4 protein-coding genes are annotated in these 1,271 nt (G+C 44.0%); all 4 read left to right on the top strand.

Features of this window, described 5'->3' with window-relative positions; translation table 11 throughout:
* On the top strand, positions 1-437 hold a 437-nt coding region (locus tag ACFIO3_RS08835), incomplete at its 5' end, for a S49 family peptidase (RefSeq protein WP_375704333.1).
* Entirely contained in the window at positions 320-700 is a 381-nt protein-coding gene (locus ACFIO3_RS08840) for a hypothetical protein (RefSeq protein ID WP_375651059.1), read from the top strand. The genes ACFIO3_RS08835 and ACFIO3_RS08840, both read left to right, overlap by 118 nt.
* Positions 697-1,065, top strand: coding sequence for a head decoration protein (locus ACFIO3_RS08845; RefSeq protein WP_375609570.1), 369 nt, complete (start codon positions 697-699; stop codon positions 1,063-1,065). The genes ACFIO3_RS08840 and ACFIO3_RS08845 overlap by 4 nt, the downstream gene beginning before the upstream one ends.
* Positions 1,066-1,077: 12 nt before the next feature.
* Positions 1,078-1,271, top strand: a 194-nt coding sequence (locus ACFIO3_RS08850) for a major capsid protein (protein ID WP_375704334.1), incomplete at its 3' end; no start/stop codon positions are given.

Genomic DNA, 1,271 nt, shown 5'->3' on the forward strand with positions numbered 1-1,271 from the left:
CTCACGAACCCTTGAGCGATACAGCACAAATAAAAATGCAAGCCGATTGCGCCCTGCTCTACGAAATGTTTGTCGATTGGGTTGCAAAAAACAGACCTCTGAGTGCGGACGCAATTCGTGACACAAAAGCAGAAACTTTTATAGGCACCCAAGCTTTAGAGCTTGGATTAGCAGATGCGCAGGGCACCCTTGCGCAAGCTTTGGAAGCCTTAACGGATTCCATATCACAAAACCCAACATCAACAAAAGAAGGAAAAAACACATGGCACGCACACAATACCGCGCCCAAGAAGAGGATGACGAAAAGATCGTCGACATCATCAATGACGAGGAAGAGGACGAAGACGATAGTGACATCGACAAAAACGCCGAAGACTTCGACGATGAAGAAGAAAACGAAGACGAAGATGAGGACGAAAATAAACAAGAAAGCATAAAAGCTGCTCTTGAAAAGGAAAGAAAACGTGGCAAGGCACTAACAACCCTTGAAAGGCAAGCAAAGCACTTAGGCGTTTCTTTTGACGCAGCAAAAGCTATTCAAAACGGTATGAGTGTTGAGAAAGCACGCCAGTGTGTATTGACGGCTGCTAGCTCTCAAAGCGCGTCTTTAAAAGTCTCGCCTTATACCCCTCACAGTGATGGAACGAGCAAGGCAAAAATTCATACAAAATGGGAAACAGCTTGGAGGGCAATAAAATGAATAATATTATTTATGAAGACGTACGCAATGGCGCTTATCTTGGACCCTACGATACGGATATGTCAAACGAAGAAGTGGTTTTTGCATCAGGAGCCTTCATTGAAGCAGGAACTGTCATGGGGAAAATTACAGCATCAGAAAAATATGCCCCCCTTAATCCAGCAGCATCAGATGGCAGCCAAATCCCTGCTGGAATTTCTTTTGCCACTGTTGATGCCTCTCAAGCCGATCAACGTGCCGTGATTACAGCACGCTTATGCACTGTAAAAGCTTCTGAATTGCTATGGCCAGATGCCATTACAGATGAACAAAAAAGTGCTGCCATTCAGTCTCTCGAAGATCATAACAATATTTTATTGCGATAGGAGAATGCGCACATGGATATGAACTTTTTTAAACACGACGCTTTCTCTGCCACCACAATGATGAAAGCGATTGAAAACTATGAGTTTCAACCGGGGCTTATTAGTTCTCTTGATCTTTTTGAGGAAGTGGAAACAAGCACCACAGTGGTTGGTATTGAAAGACGTGACAATACATTGTCCTTGATTCAAACCAGTGAACGTGGCGC

It is taken from the genome of Bartonella sp. AD328YNZD, assembly GCF_042196425.1.

Bases quoted from the DNA above. Each gene is read 5' to 3' on its own strand.
- ACFIO3_RS08845 (WP_375609570.1), top strand. From the start codon at position 697: ATGAATAATATTATTTATGAAGACGTACGCAATGGCGCTTATCTTGGA.